18 protein-coding genes, 1 tRNA gene and 1 other RNA gene are annotated in these 23,441 nt (G+C 29.4%); 19 read left to right on the top strand and 1 reads right to left on the bottom strand.

Going from position 1 to position 23,441, the window contains the following annotated elements:
- Nucleotides 1–28 precede the first annotated feature (28 nt).
- The 11 genes from H2684_RS11065 to H2684_RS11015 all read left to right on the top strand — a co-directional run bounded on the left by H2684_RS11065 (nt 29) and on the right by H2684_RS11015 (nt 12,714).
- Nucleotides 29–2,050 carry a BglG family transcription antiterminator gene (locus H2684_RS11065; protein ID WP_182089462.1) on the top strand — a complete coding sequence of 674 codons (2,022 nt, stop codon included), beginning with the start codon at nt 29–31 and terminating at the stop codon, nt 2,048–2,050.
- Nucleotides 2,051–2,094: 44 nt separating this feature from the next.
- Entirely contained in the window at nt 2,095–2,382 is a 288-nt protein-coding gene (locus tag H2684_RS11060) for a PTS sugar transporter subunit IIB (protein WP_182089461.1), read from the top strand.
- A gap of 22 nt (nt 2,383–2,404) precedes the next feature.
- Nucleotides 2,405–3,703: a PTS ascorbate transporter subunit IIC gene (locus H2684_RS11055; RefSeq protein ID WP_207719452.1), complete on the top strand. Its 1,299-nt coding sequence runs from the start codon at nt 2,405–2,407 to the stop codon at nt 3,701–3,703.
- Between the two features lie 84 nt (nt 3,704–3,787).
- A complete protein-coding gene (locus tag H2684_RS11050) occupies nt 3,788–4,636 on the top strand; it encodes a sugar phosphate isomerase/epimerase family protein (RefSeq protein ID WP_182089460.1) in 849 nt (282 codons plus the stop codon).
- Nucleotide 4,637: 1 nt separating this feature from the next.
- Complete coding sequence (dhaL, locus tag H2684_RS11045; protein ID WP_182089459.1) at nt 4,638–5,273, top strand: dihydroxyacetone kinase subunit DhaL; 636 nt, start codon at nt 4,638–4,640, stop codon at nt 5,271–5,273.
- 26 nt (nt 5,274–5,299) lie between these two features.
- Entirely contained in the window at nt 5,300–6,301 is a 1,002-nt protein-coding gene (locus tag H2684_RS11040) for a dihydroxyacetone kinase subunit DhaK (protein WP_182089458.1), read from the top strand.
- A 12-nt stretch (nt 6,302–6,313) separates the two neighbouring features.
- Nucleotides 6,314–7,156: a class II fructose-bisphosphate aldolase gene (locus H2684_RS11035; protein WP_182089457.1), complete on the top strand. Its 843-nt coding sequence runs from the start codon at nt 6,314–6,316 to the stop codon at nt 7,154–7,156.
- A gap of 16 nt (nt 7,157–7,172) precedes the next feature.
- A complete protein-coding gene (locus H2684_RS11030) occupies nt 7,173–8,510 on the top strand; it encodes an L-fucose/L-arabinose isomerase family protein (protein WP_182089456.1) in 1,338 nt (445 codons plus the stop codon).
- 12 nt (nt 8,511–8,522) lie between these two features.
- Nucleotides 8,523–10,700: a beta-galactosidase gene (locus H2684_RS11025; protein ID WP_182089455.1), complete on the top strand. Its 2,178-nt coding sequence runs from the start codon at nt 8,523–8,525 to the stop codon at nt 10,698–10,700.
- Between the two features lie 39 nt (nt 10,701–10,739).
- A complete protein-coding gene (locus H2684_RS11020) occupies nt 10,740–11,558 on the top strand; it encodes an HAD-IIA family hydrolase (protein ID WP_182089454.1) in 819 nt (272 codons plus the stop codon).
- Entirely contained in the window at nt 11,551–12,714 is a 1,164-nt protein-coding gene (locus H2684_RS11015) for an iron-containing alcohol dehydrogenase (protein WP_182089453.1), read from the top strand. Before H2684_RS11020 ends, H2684_RS11015 begins: the two co-directional genes overlap by 8 nt.
- Before the next feature lie 45 nt (nt 12,715–12,759).
- Here the strand turns inward: H2684_RS11015 and H2684_RS11010 are convergent, their stop codons facing one another.
- On the bottom strand, nt 12,760–14,463 hold the full coding sequence (locus H2684_RS11010) for an ABC-ATPase domain-containing protein (RefSeq protein ID WP_182089452.1): 1,704 nt from the start codon (nt 14,461–14,463) through the stop codon (nt 12,760–12,762).
- A gap of 260 nt (nt 14,464–14,723) precedes the next feature.
- Here H2684_RS11010 and H2684_RS11005 point away from each other — a divergent pair.
- From H2684_RS11005 to brxC, 8 genes are all read left to right on the top strand, one after another.
- Nucleotides 14,724–14,813 (top strand) — tRNA-Ser (locus H2684_RS11005).
- 11 nt (nt 14,814–14,824) lie between these two features.
- An RNA gene (gene ffs / locus H2684_RS11000) (signal recognition particle sRNA large type) lies at nt 14,825–15,088 on the top strand.
- Between the two features lie 137 nt (nt 15,089–15,225).
- Complete coding sequence (gene dnaX / locus H2684_RS10995; protein WP_182089451.1) at nt 15,226–16,881, top strand: DNA polymerase III subunit gamma/tau; 1,656 nt, start codon at nt 15,226–15,228, stop codon at nt 16,879–16,881.
- 69 nt (nt 16,882–16,950) lie between these two features.
- Nucleotides 16,951–17,295, top strand: coding sequence for a YbaB/EbfC family nucleoid-associated protein (locus H2684_RS10990; RefSeq protein ID WP_182089450.1), 345 nt, complete (start codon nt 16,951–16,953; stop codon nt 17,293–17,295).
- 50 nt (nt 17,296–17,345) lie between these two features.
- Nucleotides 17,346–17,942, top strand: a complete 597-nt coding sequence (recR, locus tag H2684_RS10985; RefSeq protein WP_182089449.1) for a recombination mediator RecR — start codon at nt 17,346–17,348, stop codon at nt 17,940–17,942.
- Nucleotides 17,943–18,652: 710 nt separating this feature from the next.
- A complete protein-coding gene (locus tag H2684_RS10980; RefSeq protein WP_182089448.1) occupies nt 18,653–19,249 on the top strand; it encodes a DUF1819 family protein in 597 nt (198 codons plus the stop codon).
- A complete protein-coding gene (locus H2684_RS10975; protein ID WP_182089447.1) occupies nt 19,250–19,828 on the top strand; it encodes a DUF1788 domain-containing protein in 579 nt (192 codons plus the stop codon).
- Between the two features lie 17 nt (nt 19,829–19,845).
- A complete protein-coding gene (brxC, locus tag H2684_RS10970) occupies nt 19,846–23,424 on the top strand; it encodes a BREX system P-loop protein BrxC (protein WP_182089446.1) in 3,579 nt (1,192 codons plus the stop codon).
- Nucleotides 23,425–23,441 lie beyond the last annotated feature (17 nt).

Genomic DNA, 23,441 nt, shown 5'->3' with positions numbered 1-23,441 from the left:
TTTATGAAAACCTATATAGGAGGATTAAATGATATTTTGTTTAAATTCAAGGCAAATAGAAATAATTAAAATGCTAATTGATAGTAATGAGCCAATATCAATAAAAAATATAGCATTAAACTATGGTGTTACTACAAGAACTATTAGATATGATATTGAAATTGTTGAAAAGTGGCTTAATGAAAATGAATCATTACTTGTTAGAGTTCCTAGAAAAGGAATAATTATATCAACAAATTTTGAAAAAAGAAAATTACTTGATAAATTGAAATTTATTCCTGTAGAAAATAGGGTATTGTCAAAGTCAGAAAAAATAAAGTATTTAGTTTTAGAGTTATTTACAAGTGAAAAACCATTATCAATTGAAATATTGTGCAAAAGATTATTCTTTAGTAAAAATACAATTATGAAGATTTTAAAAGATGTGGATTTCTATTTAAGGAAATATAAATTGCTTTTGCATAAAAGTAGTAAAGGTGGATTTTCTATAGGTGGAAAAGAAGAAGATTTAAGAAGATTAATCCTTACAATTACTACAGAAATAATAGATTATCAAACTTGGATTGAAATGATAAGAGAAGGAGATGATGAATTAGAAATTAATAATAGTTTATCTATTCTTAAAAATTTTATCAGTATAAAAAGTATGAAAAACTTATCAAAATGTTTTATTCAAATAGAAGAGTACAATAATTATTATATTACTGATATAAATTTTGTTAATCTCATTTTGTATATTCAAATATTGTATAAGAGGTTTAAGCAAGGGTGTTTTATAAAAGAATATTCAAATACACTTATTGGAACAACTGAATATGATATGGCCATTCAGTTAACTTATAAAATGCCAAGTAATATAAGATCGAAGTTACCAAATGGCGAAATAAATGAGCTTGCAAAATATATAATTGAATCTAAATCTTTTAATACTATAAATGAATTGAATAAACTATCAGTTTCTAATATTGCAGATGAAGAAGTTATCTTAATTACTGATAAGTTGATTTCATATATTGAGGAAAAAATCAATATAGATATAAAATCTAATAAACAATTGTATAATAGTTTGGTACTTCATATGAGGAGTGCTATTCCAAGAATAAAAAACAATAATCAAATGAGTAATATATATTTGGATGAGATTAAGGAAAATTATCCATATATTTTTCAGATAACAAAAGAAAGCGTATCCAAAATGATTAGTGAATTTCACAATGAAGTAAGTGATGATGAAATAGGATATATTGCAATTCATATAAGATCTTTTTATGAAGAAAATTTTAACAAGTTAAATTACTTTAATGTTTTAGTAGTTTGTCAAGAAGGAATATCTTTTTTAAATATTCTGACTAAAAAGATAAAACAGAATTTTCCTAATCTTAAATTAATAGGTACATGCTCTGTATATGATTATGAAAGATATAAAGATAAAATAGATTTTGTTATTTCAACAGAGATGCTTAATATTAAGGAAATTGATGTTATAATTGTAAGTCCCTTTTTTTCTAATAAGGACATATATTCAGTAAATCAAATAATAGAACAGTTTAATAAATTTAGGCTTATTTATAAATATAATGCACAAATAATAGGAGGAAAACCGTATATGTTAAAAGATATTATAGATGAAGGTTCAATAAGAACACAGGTACATGCAAAAGATTGGAAAGAAGCTATAACAGAAGCAGGAAATATTTTAGTTGAAAAAGACCTAATTGAAAGTAGCTATATAGACAATATGATTAAGGCTGTAAAGGATTTAGGACCATATATTGTTGTTATGCCTGGTATTGCGTTTGCGCATTCAAAACCAGATGAATCTATTAAAAAGACATGTGTTAGTATGATTACATTAAAAGAACCAGTAGAATTCGGCAGTAAAGAAAATGATCCAGTTCGTATAGTATTTGTATTTGCTGCACACGATGGAAATAGGCATATATTAGCACTTCAGGATTTAGCTAAGTTTCTTTCTGTGGATGAAAATGTAAAGTTCTTGTTAAATACTGAGGATCCTAGTGAAATTTATAAGAAATTAATAAGTGATTAAAAATAGTTATATAAATATTTAAAAATAAGAAAGGATGAATTTAAATGAGTAAAAAAGTAAAAGTGTTAGCTGTATGTGGATTTGGAGTTGGGACAAGTTTGATTTTAAAAATGAATATTGCGGATGTTCTGAAAAAAAATGGTATAGATGCAGAAGTTTCAAATGCTGATATTGCCATAGCTGCATCAGTTCCAGCGGATATTATTTTTACATCTGATGAATTGTATCATCAGTTAAAGGATAAAGTTAAGATTCCAATAATAATAATAAATAATTTTATGAACAAATCTGAAATAGAAGAAAAAGCTGTTCCAGCTATAAAAAAATTATAAAAATAAAATGGAGGAATAAATTATGGAATTTATTAATTATTTAGCAAGTAATTTTTTTAAACAGCCCCCAATATTTTTGGGATTAATTGCTATGGTGGGACTTATTATTCAGAAAAAAAGTATAAATGATATTTTAAAAGGTACTCTAAAAACTATAATTGGAGTAATAATAGTTTTCAAAGGTGTTGGAATAATTAGTACTTCAATCACTCCATTGGCAAATGCTTTTTCAACATTATACAAAATTCCAGATGTCAATAAATTTGATCCTTCTGCATGGGTAAACACACTAGGGCAATTTGGAGGAGAAGTTGGGATAGTACTTATTTCTTCATTTATTATTAATTTAATTGTTGCAAGATTTACTCCTATAAAAAACATATTTTTAACAGGACATATCTTCTTTTGGATGGCTTTTATATTTGTTGCAGTTGGAGCTCAAGGTGGACTTACAGGTACTAAACTTATTGTATTTGGAACTATATGCCTTTCATTATATATAATTGTTCTGCCAGCACTTATGAGACCACTAGTAAAAAAAGTAACAGGAAGTGATGACTTTACTATAGGGCATAGCACATCTATATACTGTTTTTTAGGAGCTGGAATTGGTAAATTAATAGGAGATTCAAAAAACTCTACTGAAGATATGAAAATACCAAAACAATTAAGCTTTTTAAGAGAAACTACAATTGCCACATCTTTATTCTTATTCTTAACATATATAATAGTAGGATTTGTAATAGGACCAGCAGCCAGAGTTGAAGTGTTTGGAGGATCAATTGATTCAATAGCTGTAATTGGTGGTATGCAGTATGACCTATTTACATTCAGTCTTATCGCATCACTAACTTTTGGTGGTGGGTTAATAGTACTTCTCACAGGAGTTCGTTTGATGTTAGGTGAAATTATTCCAGCGTTTAAGGGTATTTCAGATAAATTAATACCTAATTCAATACCTGCATTAGATGTACCTATGATATTTCCTTTTGCACAAAATGCCTTAACAATAGGATTCTTAATTAGTATGATTACAAGTATTATAACTATTATATTCTTAGCAAATACGGGTTTGATGACATATGCAATAATTCCTTTAACAGTTGCATGTTTTTTCGATGTTGCACCAGGAACAATTTTTGCAAATGCATATGGTGGACGTAAAGCAGCTATTATTGCAAGTGCGGTAAGCGGTGTTGTAATGGTATTCTTAGTAATGTTCTCTATGCCTGCACTAATAAATACAGCTGCTGGATTTAATCAAGCTTTTGGAGGAAATGATTTTTCATTATGGGCTATAATAGCTTCATTGTTTAACTAAAAGTAGCTATTTAAAATATGGCAAGCACAAGGGTGTTTGTCATATTTTATAAGACAAATTGAAGAGAGGCAGGTTAATTAGTATATGAAATATGGTATTCACTTATCAACATTTACAAAAGATTGGTCAGAAGATGTAATGCAGTATATTTCAAAGGTTCATGACTATGGATATGATGGAGTTGAATTTCCACTGATGTCTCCTTTAGATTTTAATACAAGTAAAGCAAAAAAATTATTAAGAACTTATAGATTAGAGTGCACATGTGGAACAGGTATGAATGAAAGTAGAGATATATCATCAAAAGACAAAACGATTAGAGAAAATGGAATAAACCATTTAAAGAGTTGTATAAATATATGCAATGAATTGGAAAGTGACTGTTTAGGTGGAGTATTATATTCACCTTGGGGACAGTGCAAAATGAGAAGTGAGGCAGAAGATGATATAAAAAGAAGCTTAGAAGCACTTTGTGAAATAGGTTTGTATGCAGAAAAAAATGGAGTGGTTCTGGCTATGGAGATTTTAAATAGATATGAATCATATTTTTTAAATACAGTAAAACAAGGAAAAGAGTATCTGAAACAAATAGATAGTAAAAACGTTAAACTCCATTTTGACACATTTCACTCAAATATTGAAGAAAAGAATATTTATTCAGCAATTAAAGAAGGTGGGCAGGATATTTATCATGTTCATGTTTCTGAAAATGATAGAGGGATACCTGGCACAGGTAGTATAAATTGGAACAGCGTTAAAAAAGGATTGAGAGAAATTAAATATAATAGATGGATTACTTTAGAAAGCTTTGTTGCATCTGAATGTTCTCAAGGAAAAGATGTTTTTATATGGAGAAATATAGAAGAAGATGCAGATACAGTTGCAATTGAAAGTTTAAAATTTTTAAAGAAATTATTTAAGGAGGACAAATAAGATGAAAGCAAATCAGGTTAAAGAATTATTAATAAAAGTTTGTAATATGTATGTTGATAACCAAGAGGAATTAAATAAATATGACACAGTAATAGGAGATGGTGATCACGGATCAACTATGGCAAGAGGTGCTAAAGCAGCTAAGTTAAAATTAGAGGAGCTAGAAGATGGAAGTTGCACAGATTACTTTAAAATGTATGGAAGAACTTTGATATCTACATTAGGCGGAGCAATTGGACCACTATTTGGTACTATCTTCTTAGAATTAGGAAGGGCTTGTAAAAATAAAGAGGAATTTGATATTGAACAGTTAAGTGAAGGTATAAAAAATGCTGAAACTAAAATTTGTGCTTTAGGTGGAGCAAAAGTAGGAGATAAGACTATGATTGATGCAATTTCACCTACAGCTAAAGCACTTGAAGAAGTTATTTCAGAAAATATGGATTTAAAAGAAGGAGTTAAAAAGGCATTAGAAGCTGCTGAATGTGGTGTTAAATCTACTATTCCTTTGCGTGCTAATAAAGGAAGATCAAAGTATTTGCAAGATAAAGCTATAGGACATCAAGATGCTGGAGCCACTTCTTTTTATTACTTTATCAAAGTAATAGCTGATTATGTAAATGATAATTTAGATTAAATTTCAGATGTATATAGGAGGTATATATGAGAGTTAAAAAATTTATTAATGAAGAAGATAATATAGTAAAAGATACAGTTTCTGGACTTATAAAGGCCTATGGAGATATTTTAGATAAGGTTCCAAATCAAGATGTAGTAGTGAGAAAAAATATTACTAAAGGGAATGTTGGAGTTGTTATTGGTAATGGATCGGGACACGAACCTGCTTGTATAGGATTTGTTGGAAAAAATATGCTTACTGCTAATGCATATGGTGGAATATTTGCAGCACCAGGTCCTGATGCTACATATGAAGCTATAAAGGCAGCAGATACAGGTGCGGGAGTGTGCGTTCTAATATCAAATCATGCAGGTGATGTTATAAATTCTAATATGGCAATTGATATGGCTGAAGATGATGATATTAATTGCAAAGGTGTATTGTTATATGATGATATAGCTTCTGCTCCAAAATCAAAGATAGAAGAAAGACGTGGAACAGCAGGTACTTTGTTTGCATATAAGATAGTTGGATCCTATGCAGAAGAAGGGCATAAATTAGAAGATGTAGTAAAAATGGCTGAGAAGGTAAGAGATAATACAAGAACTTTAACAGTTGCCTCAGTTCCAGGTACATCACCTATAAGTGGTATGCCTATGTTTGAAATAAAGGATGATGAGATAGAAATTGGAATGGGAGTCCATGGAGAAGCTGCAGCTCATACTATTAAGATGTCAAATGCAAGAGATATAGCTAAGATTTTATGTTCTAAATTAATTGAAGATAAACCATATGAATCAGGAGATGAAGTTGCAGTATTAGTTAATGGGTGTGGTCAAACAACATATATGGAGCTTTTGATAATGTATAAAGAAATAGTATCCATTCTTGAAGATAGAGGAATAAAATCATATAAACCTGCTATAGGAAATTTCATTACAACTCAGGAGATGGGTGGTATTGCCTTAAGCTTTTGTAAGTTAGATGATGAGATGAAAAAATTATGGGCAAAACAAACAGATGCAGTAGGTTTTACTGTTAAATAAGAAGGTGAAAAAATGAAGTTAGTCCCAATGATAGATTTAATAAAGGATGCACAGAATAAACTGCAAGGTGTAGCAGCTATAAATGTAAGCAACCTAGAAACAATTAAATCAGTGTTAGAAGCGTCATGCATGGTAGGTTATCCAGTAATTTTACAAGTAGCACCAATTCAATTGAAGTTGGAAAATATATCTTATTATGAAATTGTAGAAATTGCAAAAATATTGGGAGAAAAATATGATATTGAAACTTCAGTGCACCTAGATCATGCAGAAACAGTTCAGCAATGTTTTGAAGCTATAGATTGTGGTTTTACATCAGTTATGTATGATGGATCATCTAAACCTTTTGAAGTCAATATAAGAAATACTAAAAAAGTAGTTGAATATGCTAGAGAAAAAAATGTAACTGTAGAAGGAGAACTAGGTAGAGTAGGAGGAGCAGAAGCTTCAACTGAAGATATAGAAGCTTTAATGACAAATCCAGATGAAGCAGAGTATTATGTGAAAAGTACAGGAGTAGATTGCTTGGCTGTATCTATTGGAAATGCCCATGGAGAGTATAAACTTGAACCAAAGTTAAATTTTCAACTTTTAGAAAATATTTATAAAAAGGTAAATATACCATTAGTTTTGCATGGTGGCACAGGTATTCCAGATGATCATATAAAAAAAGCTATAACTTTAGGAATAGGAAAGGTAAATTTCTTCACTGAAATAGATAGAGAGTTTGTGAAGGGATTTATAAATGCTTATGAGAAAGACCACAATTCATATATGATGGCTTGTGCAAATGAAGCAAGTAAGAAAATGATAAAAAAAGCATTGGATAAAATAAATTTGTGCAAAGTAAATTAATGAAGGGAGTTACATTATGAAAGTTGGATTGATTTCACTGGGTTTTCCGAATTTTAGATACGATATAGGAGATAAGTATTTAAAGAGTTCAATTGAGAAGTTGAAGAGCCCTGATTATGAGCTTATATATGAAAAAGATATATTAATTGACGAAGAAAAAATTAATAACACGTTAGATAGATTGAAAGAGGAAAATTTAGATTTGCTTATAGTTCAGTGTGGTACTTATACCTATGGTAGTGCTATGGCAAAGATAATTGAAAATTTTTTTGAAACTCCACTTTTAATATGGGGATTTAGAGAGCCATTTATTGAAGGATTCCGTGGCCTTGCTTTAAATTCTTTATGCGGATTAAATATGTTTGGAAGTTTCTTGCACAAAGCAAATAAAAAGTATAGCTATGTATTTGGCAATCTAGAAGAAGAAAAGGTTATGAAAAAGATAAAAGATACTATTACTGCTGTAAAAGTTAGAGCTAAATTAAAACAATCTAAGTTCTGCATAATAGGAGGAAGAGTTCCAGGATTTTATCTTTCAAATGTTGATGAACTCAGGTTTAGATTTGAAATAGGGCCGGAAATTAGATATTATTCTATAGCAAGTTTATTAGATGATGCTAAGAATATAGATACAGAGATTGTACAAAATGAAGTTAATATTATGAAAAAAGAAGTAGATGTATTTACAACTACAGATGAAATGCTTGAAAAATCAGCTAGAATTTATTTAGCTATTAAAAACTTTAAAGAGAAAAACAATATAGATTGTTTTACAATAAAATGTTGGCCTGAATTTCAACAGCTGTTTAACTGTAGCGTTTGTGGAGTTGTTTCAAGGTTAAACAATGAAGGTATAATGGTTTCCTGTGAAGGAGATATTACAGGTCTTCTAACTATGTATATTCAGTATTTAATAAGCAATGAACCATGTTTCTTTGCAGATATTGTAAATGTTAATATGGACGATGTCGTAAAAGTATGGCATTGTGGACCTGCTCCTGTGTGTCTTGCAAAAAAGGGATGTACTACTAAATATACTGAACATCCTACTATGAAAAATGGACTTGGTTTTGCAACAGAATTTAAACTTAAGCAAGGTAAATTAATAATGATTAAAATAAAGGAAGACAAAGATAGATATACTCTTTTCATGGCAAAAGGAACTGGGATAGAAGAAGATAGAGATTTAGTAGCAAATCAAGCGGATATAAAATTTGATGTGCCTTCTGAAAAGATAATAGATACTATTATGACTAATGGAATAGAACATCATTTTGCTATTGTATACAAGGATATTGAAAGTAAAATTATAGAAACTTGTAAATGGATTGGAATAGATATTATAAAAATTTAAAAGGAGAATGATATGAAACAAGAAAAGTTTATATATGCAGCAGGATATTATCCCCTAATGCACAGTAAAAGTGATTGGCATAGGGATTTAAAAGATATGAAAGAGGCAGGGATTAAATTAATAAGAACTGCAGAATTGTTCAATTCCTGGGATAGAATAGAACCTGAAAGAGGAAAATTTAATTTTGAATTTTTAGATGAATTTTTTGATTTGTGTCAGGAAAATGGAATTAGAATTTTGCTTGGTACAGGTACAGCAACACCTCCATATTGGCTTCATAAAGAACATGAAGATGTAAATATAGTAAATAATCATGGAAAACAATATCCAAATAATGTTTCTTATACATGGGCATGTATCGATAATGAAGAATATTTAAAAGAAGTAGAAAGATATATAAAAGTACTTGTTAATCGTTATAAGAATCATCCGGCTTTAGCATATTACCAATTGCACAATGAGATATCATTTCCATTTATGCCTTTATCAGAAGGGGATATAGATATTTATTGCTATTGTAAATACACTCAAGCTAAATTTCAAAAGTGGCTTAAATCCAAATATAAAACATTAGATAATTTAAACCATGCATATCTGTGGGGAGCTACAAATACAGTTCATACAACATGGGAAGAAATAGAACCCCCAAAAACAAAGCCTACAAGTTGGTCTAGCGTAACTAGATGGCTTGATTGGAGACTTTTTGCTATGGAAGATTATGTTAATTTTATTAAGTGGCAAAATGATTTAATTAAAACAATGGACAAGGAACATCCTACTTCAACAAATATATTCTTTATGAAATCTCAAGATCCATTAGGCGTTTTGACTGCATTAGATCAATTTAAAATGGCAGAGGCAGTAGATTATATAGGATATGATTTGTATCCAGGTAGTGGTGATAAATTAGAGAAAAAGCCTGAATATTCATCAATGTTTTTAGATATGGCAAGAAGTACTTCAAAATGCCTTGGAAAAAATTTTTGGCTATTAGAAACAGAGAGCGGTCCAATAAATGGATGGGTTTTAGGACCAAATAGAAATGTAAAGGGATATGATTTAATAAGAAATGTAGTTGAAGCTGTAGCTCATGATTCAAAATTAACATTATATCAAGGATGGCGACAGTGGGACTTTCAACCTCTTCATTGGGGTGGCATAGTTGATCTTGATGGTAATAGAACTGAAAGATACGATGCAGCCAAAAAAATTGGCAAGATATTAAACGATAATAGTAAAGATATTTTTAATGCTCACAATGCGGATTCTAAAGTGGCAATACTCATATCAAAAGAAAATGCTATAGTTCTAAATGGAATAGAGCAAGATGATTTTCTTTTAGATGCAATGAGAGGTGCTTATAAAGTATTTTGGGAAAAGGGATATGCTGTTGACTTTATTACACCTGAATTAGTAGATAATGGGTATATAAATAAATATAAAGTGGTGTACATGCCATTTATGGCAGTTATTGATAAAAAATTAAGTATGGGATTAGAAAAATACGTTGAAAAAGGTGGTACTTTAATAGGAACAGCTAGATGTGGTATGCTTGGAAAATATGGTTGGTATAATCATGAAATTCCATGCTTTGATTTGCAAAAAGTTTTTGGAATAAAAGTAGAAGAAGTTACTGCAAATACTAATCCTAATATTACTTTCAATAGGAAGAATTACTCTGGTTATTGGCATAAGGAAACAATTAAAGTTAATTCTAAAAATGTAGAAACTTTAGCTATGTTTAATGACGATAAACCGGCAGTAACAATGAATCATTATGGAAAAGGATTAGCAGTATATTTTGGAACCCATTGTGACTGTGCATATTTAAAAAATAAATCATACCTACTATGGGATGTGTTAGAACAAGTTTTAATAGAAAAAAATATAGTACCTAAGTTAGTTCTAGATTATTCAAATGTAAGAGATAAAGAAATTGATGGACATTACTTAGAAAATAAAGATAATGGTTTTGTGTTTATAACAAATTATGTTTCTAAAAAACATCAAGATTTTTTTATAAATGGTAAAAAATCTATTTCTGTTAAATTGAGATCAGAAAGACAATACAAAACAGCAAAAGATTTGATTAATGGAAATGAATATGCACTTCAATATTGTAATGGAACTTTAAATTGGAATATGATTATAAAAAAGGATGAAGTTTCACTATTAAAGCTCTATGGATAATGAATAATAAGTAGAAATATTATAAAAGAGGTATATAAAATGATGAAAATTACAGATATAAAATGTTTTGTATTAGATATGGATGGAACTTTTTATTTAGGAGATCAATTAATAGATGGTGCTTTAGATTTTATAAAAACACTTGAAAAGCAAAATAAAGAATTTGTATTCTTAACTAATAATTCATCTAAGAATAAATATGCATACCAAGGCAAACTAAAAAAGATGGGTCTTGAAATAGATCCAGAAAGAGTATTGACATCAGGTGAGGCTACAGCTATTTACTTAAAAAATAAAAAACCTGAAGCAAAAGTGTTCTTACTTGGCACACCTCTTCTTGAAGAGGAATTTACTAATGCAGGTTTTAAATTAGTAAAAGGTAGAGAATGTAACCCTGATTTTGTAGTATTGGGATTTGACACTACATTAACTTATGAGAAATTGTGGATTGCATGTGACTTTATAAGAGATGGAGTTGAATACATAGCAACTCATCCAGATTATAATTGTCCTATTGAGAATTCAAAATATATGCCTGATGCTGGTGCTATGATTGACTTTATTTATGCTTCAACTAATAAAAGACCATATGTTGTTGGTAAACCAAATAAACAGATAATAGATGTTTTATGTGATAAATATGGTTTTTCTAAATCTGAGGTTGCAATTGTTGGTGATAGATTATATACAGATATAAAAACAGGAATGAATTCAGATATTGCATCTGTTTTAGTTTACTCAGGAGAAACAAGTCCTGAGCAATATTCAAAATCAGATATTAAAGCAACTTTTGTTTATCCTTCTATTAAAGAGTTAAACGAAGATCTTATAAATAAAGATGGAGGTAATTATGAATAATTTCACATTTTTTTTAAATACAATTATTGATTTTGGGCGTAATAGTTCTAAAAATTTAAGTAAATATATTAATGAATACAATTGTAAAGATGTTTTAATTGTTATAGATAAAAATTTAATTAATTTAGGAATGTTAAAACCATTTGTAAATCAGTTAAATGAGTGCGGTGTATCTTATAGAGTGTTTGATGAAGTAAACCCAAATCCAGAAGTTCATAATATCGATCAAGGTGCTGCTTTTAACAGATCAGGTAAGTGTGATCTTATAATTGCCATAGGTGGAGGAAGCACTATAGATACTGCTAAAGGAATTTCTGTAATGTCTGTTAATAGTGGAAGCATATATGATTATTTAGATGGCAGGCTTGAAGAAAAAAAGGAAATAGTAAATGATCCGATTCCTATAATTGCAATACCAACAACAGCAGGAACTGGTTCAGAAGTATCTATGTACTCAGTTATAACTGATGAAAAGTCAAGGATTAAGGATTCATTAACATCTCCTAAAATTTATCCTAAAGTTGCAATTGTAGATCCAATGTTAACAATGAAATTACCTCCACATATTACTGCATTTACTGGACTGGATGTATTAGGACACGCATTAGAAGCATATACATCAACTATTCATAATCCACTTACAGATGTGTGGGCGTTGGAAGCTATTAAGTTAGTATTTGACAATCTTCCTTGTGCAGTTAAAAAAAGTACTGAAGAATCTAGAGATAATATGGCCTTTGCATCTCTTATGGCTGGCTCTGCTATGAGTCATTGTGGAGCAACTATTCCTCATGGATTGGGTTGCCCATTGTCAGGACATCTTGGACTTCCGCATGGATTAACTGTAGGAATATTGCAAGTTCCAATGATAAAATATAATAGAGAAGTGTTAAAAGATGAATTCTATAGAATTGTAAAGTATATTGAGCCAAACTTCAATATAAAGGAAAATGAAGCAGCAGATAGGCTTATAGAACTTATAAAAGACTTGTTAAAGCAAATTGGAGTAAAAGAAACTATAGATAAAGATAAGTTAGATGAAGATACACTTAAGTCAATGATAGACGATGCAAAGATTCATGGATCTACATCTTTAAATAAATTACCATTAACTGTAGATGATATACACAAATTGTATAGTGAAATATTTAATTAAATTTGAGCCCTTCTTATAAAAATTAAGAAGGGCTTATACTATAAATTATTTTACTTTAAGTCCTCTATAGCGGTTAATTGCGGCACACAGCTCATATTTTCTAGGTAAAGCAAGATTTCCTGGATGTCCGTTGTAAGTTGATATAGAGTCAAGTCCAAACTTTTCTACTTGATTAAATAACTCATCTACACATTCAACAACTGACTTTTTATTATCTATTATATTTTTCCAAAGAAAATCAAGCATTACAGCAATACAATTTGTTTGACTTGTATCTGCAATCTGTTCAAGGTTTGATAGATCTAATAAGGATTTACCCCACAATATACTGTACTTTCCTTTGGCTTTAATTTTATTTATTCTACCCTTTTTAGTAATGTTAGATTTAAGTATAATTCTCTTTGTATTCTGTTTAAAGCTTGTGTCAGGAAGTGGTTGCCTTTTATCTGATTCATTTGCAATTTCCTTTGCTTGTTTAGTTACATCTTTTGGTACATATTCATCCATCATAATAATTTGATCTGCTATATCAAAATAATCCCCAGATCCACCCATTACAAGTATAGTGGAAACTTTGGATTCTTTATAAAGCTGTTTAATTCTATCAATAAATGGTGTAATGGGTTCTTTATCCCTTTTTACTAGTTTTTGCATCTTTTCATCACGGATCATAAAATTTGTTGCAGATGTATCTTCATCTATTAATAGTAATTTTGAGTTTGATTCTATAGCTTCCATTACATTTGCAGCTTGAGATGTACTTCCACTTGCATTTTCTGTGCAAAACCTTACAGTATCCTTATTGTTAGGAAGATTTTTTATAAAAGGACTTATGTCTACCTTTTCTATCCGGCGCCCGTCCTCTGCTCGTATTTTCACAGCATCACCTCTAGTGATTACAAATTCTCTACCATCACCTGCTATGTGATTGTATATACCTAATTCTAGAGCTTTTAATAATGTTGATTTCCCATGATATCCTCCGCCAACTATTAATGTTATACCATTTGGTATTCCCATTCCCTTTATACTTCCATGGTTTGGAAGGGTAAGTTCTATTTCAAAACTACTAGGGCTTTTAAATGGAATTTGACCATTTTTTAATGGATTTTGGGATATGCCATTTTCTCTTGGTAGAATAGAACCATTAGCAATAAAGGCAACTAATCCTCTTTTATTTAATTCATTTCTTATATATTCTTGATCTATTACCAATTTTATTTGATTTTCAAGCTGACTCTGATCAATATTTTTGTAGATTAATGATCTATCTACAATTTTTGGAATTGCATTAGAAAATATTTTATTTGCAGCTTTACCTAGAATTTTTCGTCCAGAGGCAGGAAGGCCAATTTCAAATCTTGCTTCAATATTATTATCGTCTATTATTATTGAAGTTCTTTCAAGAATTTCTTGGCCACAACTATCTATAGTTAGAAGACCGCTTTTCCCAGTGCCATTTGTACCAGTATAAAGACTTTTTATATTATTGTAAAAGGTTCTTGTTAAAAAATCAGATGCAGCTATTATTTTATGCTTTGAGTCTAATAATTTTTCTGGAAATCCACTTTCCTTGCGAGATATAATAATTCTAGCTTTTGATGGTGGTGCAAAAGGATCAGATTGAACGTGATCAATTGAAAGTATATATTTATTAAAGTTATATTTTCCTTTAATGTTTTTGTAGCTAGAATATCCCCGTCCATCTATTGAAAATAATAATTTTTCAAGTTCACTATAACTTTTCAAAGTTATTTCCTCCTTGAGTACAATATTTTATGTTTTACAGAAAGTATACATCTTCAAAGATTATGTTGACAATATGTCTTAGAGTATAATTTTAGTTGAAAAAGATAATAGTAATTAATAATAAAATTACCCACTTTAAGTTGATACAAACTTATAGTTAAAATAGGTTGAAATTTTATGAATTTTATAGTATAATATTGATTGTTCCTGTGATTATATAAGTAAAATTAAATATAAATACTATTCATGAGTAAACCTATGGAGAGATGTCCGAGTGGTTGAAGGAGCACGCCTGGAAAGCGTGTGTAGGGGAAACTCTACCGGGGGTTCGAATCCCCCTCTCTCCGCCATTTAAACTTTGTCGTGCTAGATGGGGAGTTAGCGGTGCCCTGTACCTGCAATCCGCTACAGCAGGATTGAATTCCTTGCTTAGGCTTCAAATTGTAAGGCTGGCCTGTAAAAGTGGCGTTGAGAACTGGGTCCCACGCAATGGAAACTCATGAACCCCGTCAGGTCCGGAAGGAAGCAGCGGTAAGTGATAATTTTCGTGTGCCGTGGAAAAACCTAGTTTGAGCTAACTATACAGGTAACGCTTATGATTTGTTAGACGAAGCAAGGTGCACGACTTTAATATTATTTAATATTAATTATAGAGATGCCTAAGGGTGTCTTTTTTATTTTATTCAAAAATAATTAAAAAATTTAATTTCTGCTATCAGCTATAATCCTATATAGGTTATAATAATAAAAGAAGGTGATTATATGGCTTATACGGCATTATATAGAGAATGGCGACCTAAGACTTTTGAAGATGTTGTTGGTCAGGAACATATAACAGTGACTTTAAAAAATCAGGTTTTAAATAATAGAATAGCACATGCCTATCTGTTTTCAGGAACTAGAGGAACAGGTAAAACTTCAACTGCAAAAATTTTGGCAAAAGCGGTAAACTGCCAGAATTTACAGCATGGAGAACCTTGCAATGAGTGTGATATGTGTAAAAAGATAAATCAAGGAATTGCAATTGATGTCATTGAAATGGATGCTGCCTCTAAAAGACGTCTTGAAGATATAAAGGATGTAATAGAAAATGTTAAATATCCTCCTCAAGATGGCAAGTATAAGGTTTATATAATGGATGAGGTTCATATGCTTACTCAAGAGGCAGTGAATGCATTTTTAAAGACACTTGAAGAACCACCTAAAAATGTAATATTCATTCTTGCAACTACGGATCCTCAAAAACTTCCTGTAACTATACTTTCAAGGTGTCAGAAATTTGATTTTAGAAGAATAAAAAGTGTAGATATATTTAAAAGGCTTAGATATATTGTTGATAGTCAGAATATATCTGCTGATGATAAAAGTTTGAATTTAATAGCAAGAATGTGTGATGGAGCTATGAGAGATGGACTTAGTATACTTGATCAAGCAATATCAATGGGAAATGGTAAAGTTGAATATAATAGTGTAGTTGACATGCTTGGTTTAGTTACAAACGATAATCTTTTTAAACTTACAGACAGTATAATAGAAAAAAATGTAGAAGATTCAATGAAGATAATTGACGATATAGTTTTAAGTGGAAAAGATATATATAATTTTATAAGAGATATGATAACTCATTTTAGAAATTTATTAATGGCAAAGGTTTCTGCAAATCCTGAAGAAGTACTTGACATGTCTGAAGAAAATATAAAATTAGTTAAGGATCAATCCGAGAAAATAAGAATAGAAGAAATAATGAGAAATATAAGAATACTTCAAGATGCAGAAGAACAATCTAAGTGGGTTAAACAAAGTAGAATATATCTTGAACTTTCTGTTATAAAAATGTGTAAAATAGAATATGATACTTCAAAAGAAGTAATACTCTCAAGATTAAATTCACTTGAAAATGCATTAAAGCATGGATATATAAGGAAATCTGAAGAAAAAGTTAAAAAACAAGATGTAGTAAAACAGGAATTGAAAAGTGAAAGTAGAAATGAAGATAATAGAAAAGTAAAAGTTGAAACTAAAAATGTAAAGCAAAAAGATGAAAATATAAAAAATGAAGAAAATATCAATTCAAAAATAACTTTAGATATGGTAAAGAAAAAATGGAAAGATATACTAGAGTCATTTAAGGCAAAACATCAAATGGTTATTTTTGCTGCTCTTACTACAGGGGAAGTATATAAGTGTGATAATGGTGTTATAACTATAAAGTATGGAAAAGACTATGGTTTTCATAAGCAAAGACTTGAAAAAAGTCAAAATGAAAAAATAGTAGAATCTGTATTTTCAGATGTATTGAAAGAAAAAGTGAAGGTTAAGTATATTATTGAAGATGAAGATAATCAAATTATTGAATCTAAAGAGCAAATATTAAAGAATACTTTTGGAGAAGATATTGTGGAAATACTTGATGAATGATAAATTTATAAATAAAATTAAAATATGATATAATTAAAGTCATATTAGTTGATTTAAGGAGGAAGTTATATGGCAAGAGGTGGATTCCCCAACTTTGGTGGTGGAGGAAATATAAATAATTTAATGAAGCAAGCTCAAAAAATGCAGAAACAGATGCAAGATATGCAGGAAAAACTTGAAAGTAAAGAGTTTTCAGCTACATCTGGTGGAGGAGCTGTAACTGCAGTGGTAAATGGTAAAAAGGAAATAAAAAGTATAAAAATAAAACCTGAAGTAGTTGATCCTGAGGATATAGAAATGTTAGAAGATTTAGTTTTAAGTGCATGCAATCAAGCTCTTAAGAATGCAGATGAGCAAACTGCCTCAGAGATGAAAAAATTAACAGGTGGACTCAATATTCCAGGAATGTTTTAAAACTCCCCCATCTTACAAGATGGGGTTTTAAAATAAGGTAGGTGATAATAATGGATTTTTATCCTGTAGCTATAGAAAAATTGATAGAAGAATTTGCTAAATTGCCAGGAATAGGTTACAAGACGGCACAAAGACTTACTCTTTATGTTTTAAATTTACCTGGAGATGAAGTAAGAGAATTTGCAGAAGCACTTATAAAGGCAAGAGGAACTATAAAATATTGTTCTGTATGCGGAAATTTTACAGATTCAGACCCATGTGATATATGTTCTAATCCTAATAGAGATAAAGGAACAATATGTGTAGTAGAACAGCCAAAAGATATAATATCTATAGAAAAAATTAAAGAATATAATGGAGTGTATCATGTACTACATGGAAATATATCACCTATGGCAGGAAGAGGGCCAGAAGATATAAAATTAAAAGAACTTGTAAGAAGAATAAATAAAGATGTAAAAGAAGTAATAGTTGCAACTAACCCAAACGTAGAAGGTGAAGCTACAGCTATGTATATATCTAAAATATTGAATCCACTAGGTGTAAAAGTTACTAGGATTGCTCACGGAGTTCCAGTTGGAGGAGATCTTGAGTATTCAGATGAGGTTACTCTTTCAAAGGCTTTGGAAGGAAGAGTAGAAATATAGATTCACATTTATAATTGTCTACATCAAATAAACTTCTTTCATTTTGCAAATGCCTGAAGTGAAGTAAATAAAGTAGTGTTAGGAAACATGGTTTATTAGGGAGAAGAAAAGCCCAGTAGGCCATGTTTTTTGTTTAGAAGATTGATAGAAATAAGGAACAAGGAATAAGGCTTAAACTCAGTAATATCAACGGATTAGAAGATTAAATGGAAAAGAAAATGGAATGAAAAATGGACAAAATCCCCCCTTAATCCTTCCCCCTTAACCCTTTTCTCTAAAAGCACTTTATTTTCATTTTTTGCCCTAAAAATTGAGGAATGAAAGGACTTTAGGAAGTGAGGAACAAGGAAAAAGGAATTAAATGGGAAATTGGAAGGGAATAACAAGCCAGTGTTTTCAAGGGTTTGAGGGGGATTTGTGAAAGGAGTTTATTTGAATTTTGATGGGAGTTTGTTTTGGTTATACAATAATTGTATCACTTAAACAAACTTATATCATTTTGCAAATTCTTTTTAGAATTTTAATAAAGTAGTGTTAGAAAACATGGTTTATTAGGGATAGGAAATCTCTATTAAGCCGTGTTTTTTTATTAGAAATTCTCATTGGGATAGAAATGATAATAATAATATTATAGAAATGAATGACAAAGAAATATTGTAATGTTATAATATTGATAAAGTGGACCATTTTAAGAAAAACGGAGGGAAAATATGTTATCCTATACTTCAATAATAAAGTCCAGACCTTATTTATATCTGGAATTAAAAAAGGCTTCATCCTTGATAATAGAAGGATTTTCAAAGGAAGATATAAAAACAAAAGCTATAGAGGAGAATATATTTGCTTTAAATTCAGAAAACAGAAAAAAAGAAATTGCTTCAACAATAATTAATCGTATAGAAGTGTTAGATAATTTTTTATTAGATAAAATTGTACATGGAAGTTTGCAGACTAGCAAGCAGGTAGCTTTATACAGTATCTTAAAAACAGATAGATTATTTTTTGAGTTTATGAAAGAAGTTTATAGGGAAAAGATATTACTAAAAGATTTTAAGATAACAGATAAAGACTTTAATGTATTTTTTAGAAAAAAAGCAGAGCAAAGTGAGCAAATAGCTAGTTGGAAAGATTATACTTTTTATAAGTTAAAACAAGTTTACAAAAGGATACTATCTGAAGCAGGATTTATTAAACAAGCAAAAAAAGAAGTTGGAATTATACCTCAAATTATAGAAGAAGAAGTAAAAAATTATTTACAAAGCATAGGAGATGTGTCTTACTTAGAAGTAATGTTAGGGGAGATATAGATGAATATATATGAAAGGTTAGATAAGATACTGCCAAGGCTGCAAGAAAAAAGGTTTAGGGAAAATAAGGGACTTGGAAATGAAATAGGATTTTATATTTTCGATTATGACCCAAAGGATGAACTTATAGTTAGGGAACACATAAAGTATCTGAAAGAAAAGATAAATAATAGAGATTCAGATATGCAAGTTATAGAATTTGATTTATATGAAATAATTCTAGAAATACTAGAAAGAAAGAATTATTTGGAAAAGACTTTTAATATGGAAAAACAAAGAGGAAGTGAATATACTTTTAATGCTATTAAAAAAACACTACGTCTTACATCCAATAATGATTTAGTAGTTAAATACATTAAAAGTAGAGTAAAAACACAAGATATTGTATTTTTAATAGGAATAGGAAAAGCATGGCCTATTATAAGATCTCATACTATACTAAATACATTGCATTCAGTAATAGAGGATGTTCCTTTGATTATGTTTTTTCCAGGTGTATATGATGGAATAGAATTAAAATTATTTAATGAAATAAAAGATGATAATTATTATAGGGCCTTTCAATTAGTAGAGAGGTAAGGGGGAGAGATAGATTTATGAAACTTAAGGATATGTTTTATAAGGATATAGAAAGAGATATTAAAGGTGTAATTAAAATTGGACAAGAAAAAGATGAAAATGTATATCAGGAATTAGAGGAATATGTAGTTACCAGAGAATTATCCAGGCATTTTAGTGAATTCTTTGAATCATATAAGAAGAGTATCAATAATTATACAGATAAAATTGGTGTATGGATTTCAGGTTTTTTTGGAAGTGGTAAATCTCATTTTTTGAAAATTTTATCATATTTACTAGATAATAAAGAAGTAAAAGGCAAAAAGGCAATATCTTATTTTGATGATAAAATAGAAGATGCAATGGTGTTGGCGGATATGAAAATGGCGGGGGATATCAGTGCAGATGTAATCTTATTTAATATTGATTCTAAATCGGATTCTGATTCTAAAACCAATAAAGATGCTATTGTAAAAGTTTTTATGAAGGTATTTAATGAGATGCAAGGATTTTGTGCTACTTTACCTTGGGTTGCGGAACTAGAAAGACAATTGGTAACAAGCGGAAAGTATCAAGATTTTCAGGCAAAGTTTGAGCAATTATCTGGAAAGAAGTGGACGGATACAAGAGAAGATTTCTATTTTGAAGAGGATAATATAGTAAAAGCATTAGCACAAACGACTAATATGACAGAAGAAGGAGCAAGAAACTGGTATAACAAAGCAGAGGAAAATTATTCTCTTAGTATAGAAAAATTTGCAAATTTAGTTAAAGAATATATTGAATCTAAGGGAAATAATCATCATGTTATATTCCTTGTAGATGAAATTGGGCAGTATATAGGTGATGACGTTGGTCTTATGCTTAACCTTCAAACAGTAGTTGAAGACTTAGGTACATATTGTGGAGGAAGGGCATGGGTAATTGTTACTTCTCAGCAAGACATTGATTCAATTACTAAAGTAAAAGGTAATGATTTTTCTAAAATTCAAGGTAGATTTAATACTAGGCTAAATTTATCCTCTGCAAATGTTGACGAAGTTATTAAGAAAAGAATTCTTCGCAAAAAAAATGTGACAAAGGAAACATTAAGGTTATTATATCAAGAAAAAGAGTCTATTTTAAAGAATCTCATTACTTTTTCAGCTGATACTCCGGAGATGAAAACTTATAAATCAGAAGAAGATTTTATAGATGTATATCCATTTATACCATATCAATTTAACTTATTACAATATGTTTTTACAGGTATTAGACTTCATGGAGCTAGTGGTAAACATTTATCAGAAGGTGAAAGATCTTTATTAAGTGCATTTCAAGAATCTGCTATTATGTATAAAGATAAAAAATTAGGAACATTAATACCTTTTTCAGCTTTTTATGAAACTGTTGAGGCTTTCTTGGATTCCAATATTCGTACAGTTATTATAAAAGCTGAGGATAATGAACGATTGACTAAAGAAGATGTTGAGGTATTAAAAGTATTATTCTTAATTAAATATGTTAAGGAAATGCCATCTAATATTGAAAATCTTGCTACTTTAATGGTTAAACATATAGATGATGATAAAATTGAGTGTAAGAAAAGAATAGAAGAATCATTGAAGAGACTGATAAAAGAAACTCTTATTCAAAAGAATGGTGACGAATATATTTTTTTAACTAATGAAGAACAAGATGTTAACAAGGAAATTCAAAACATTCCTATAGATATAGGTGAAGTTATATTAAAAGTTGGAGAAGAAATTTTTGAAGGAATTTATAATGAGAAGAGATATAGATATAGTTCTATATATCATTTTGATTTTAATAAAATTATAGATACTAGATATCTTTCATCTCCAAAATATGAAATTGGTTTAAAGATAATAACTCCTTACTACGATATAGGAAAGGAATTATCTGATCAAGAATTAAAGATGATGTCTAGTAGAGAAAATAATTTGATTGTACAGCTGCCTATGGATACTACTTTTTTAGAAGAAATGGAAGAAGTGTTAAAAATTCAAACCTACTTGCTTCGAAAAAGTGGATATACTATAACTTCCCAAATTGAAGAAATTAAAATTAGGAAATCTAGAGAAATAGCAGAAAGAAAGGAAAGAGTAAAGAACCTATTAATTGAAGCATTAAAGAATGCAGATTTGTTTGCTAATGCACAAAAACTAGATATTAAATCTAAAAATTCAGTAGAACGTATTAATGAAGGGTTTAAGTTTCTAATTGATGGTATGTATAGTAAATTAAAATATATTAATACATTTATAGAAAGTAATAAGGAATTGAATGATATTCTTGTAAATTATAATCAGATAGATTTTACGAAAGATGTTCCAAATAAACTGGCTATGGATGAGATTAATGGGTTTATTGAGAGAAATACTGAAAGAAATATTCCAATGACTGTAAAATCAATAATTAATCTGTACGAAAAGTACCCTTATGGTTGGAGAAATTTAGACATAATTGGAATTTTACTTCGATTATTTAAAATGCAAGAAATTAAATTACAATTGGGTAATGAATATTTAAATGTATCAGATAAAAATTTAATTAATCAACTTACTAAAAGAGATTATCAAGATAGGATAGTCGTGAAAAAGAGAAAAAAAATACATGCTAGATATATAAATAATGTAAAAAAGTTAGCAAAAGAAGTATTTGGATTTACTGCAATGCCCAACGATGAAGATGGATTGATGGATAGATTTAAGAAATTATGCGAACATGAACTAAAGATGAGAAACACTGATACAAAAGATTATGGTATATATTTTCTTTTAGAGGAATATAAGAACAATAAATATTATCCAGGTGAAAATATATTAGAAAAAGGTCAGGAAATCTTTGAATCTATATTAAAAATGGAGGATCCTAAGGAATTTTATGAAAAAGTATATGAGATTAAGGATGACTTGTTGGATTATGAAGAAGATGTTTATGATATAAAGAAGTTTTTTAAAAATCAAAAAGAGCAGTTTGATAAAGCTGTTAAAATGCTAAAAATATACAAAAAAAATAAGACTTATGTAGTAGATGCCGATGTAATTAAGATTGTGGAAGAAATCGAGAAAATAGTAAAATCTAATAGTCCATATTCTGATATTCATAAGCTTCCAGGATTGATAGAGTCTTTTATTAATAAATTTGGTGAACTATTAGAAATTGAGTGTAAGCCTGTAAGAAGTGTTATTGAAAGTGATAAGGAAAGAGTTTTAAATGAACTTGCACTTTATGAGTTTGAGGATGGATTAAGAAATAAGTTTAAGGCTAGATTTGATAATTTGCTTAATCGTTTGGATAGTGTAAATAACTTCTATGAAGCTATTGCTATGAAAGAAGAGTCTGATAGGATTAAGATTCGCTGCTTTGATGAGATAGAAACACAGAATGAAAGAAGAAATAAGAAAGCACAAGATATTGCACCTGATGTATTAAATGATGATAATGAAAAAAATCCATATAAGGCTAAGAAAGTGAAAAACATAAGTATAGCCAATATACTTCATGGGGCAAAAGTTATTGAAACAGATGAAGATATAGAAGAATTATTACAAGAAATTAGAAATGTGTTAAAGAAACAGTTAAACGAAGATATAAAATTAAAATTAATTTAGGAAGCAGGAGGGAATGT

It is taken from the genome of Clostridium sp. cel8, from assembly GCF_014050525.1.
Taxonomy (GTDB): domain Bacteria; phylum Bacillota; class Clostridia; order Clostridiales; family Clostridiaceae; genus Clostridium_B.
The sequence above is the reverse complement of the archived record's forward strand: the minus strand, read 5'-3'. Positions and strand labels throughout refer to the sequence as shown.